The sequence below is a fragment of the Nocardioides sp. cx-169 genome (genome assembly GCF_021083605.1).
GTDB lineage: Bacteria > Actinomycetota > Actinomycetes > Propionibacteriales > Nocardioidaceae > Nocardioides.
On the sequence record NZ_JAJNRO010000028.1, the window covers coordinates 1 to 556 of the forward strand.

Annotated in this window: 1 protein-coding gene; it reads left to right on the forward strand. The window is 62.8% G+C overall.

Going from position 1 to position 556, the window contains the following annotated elements:
* Positions 1-505: transposase (locus tag LRP67_RS21160; protein WP_231272325.1), on the forward strand; the 505-nt coding region annotated here is incomplete at its 5' end.
* Positions 506-556 lie beyond the last annotated feature (51 nt).

Consider the following 556-nt stretch of genomic DNA (forward strand, 5'->3'; position numbering starts at 1 on the left):
AGCCTCGATGCGGTTCGTGTCCTACGGCGACCGCAAGGCCGTGGCGAAGGCGTTGAAGCCGATCTACACCGCGACCAGTGACAAGACCGCCCGTGAGGCATTCGACGCCTTCCACGACTCGAACTGGGGCAAGAAGTACCCCCACGCCGTGGCGACCTGGGAAGCGGCGTGGGAGCGGTTCATCCCGTTCTTGGCGTTCCCGCCCGAGCTGCGTCGGGTGATCTACACGACCAACAGCATCGAGTCGCTGAACTACCAGCTGCGCAAGGTCACCAAGAACCGCGGCCACTTCCCCAACGACGAGGCCGTAGTGAAGCTGCTGTGGCTGGCGATATGCAACATCGAGGACAAACGAGCCCGCGAACGCGCGAAGGAACGCGGCAAGCCCGCCGCCGAGCGCAAGGCCAAGCCACGGCTCGTCGAGGGCCAGGTCGTGACGAACTGGAAGCAGGCCCTAGGCCAACTCGCGATCGCCTACCCCGACCGCATCAACCCCTACCTGTAAGAGAAATCAACCAGAAGAACCGACCGCTTACACAGAAATCTTGACAAGCTC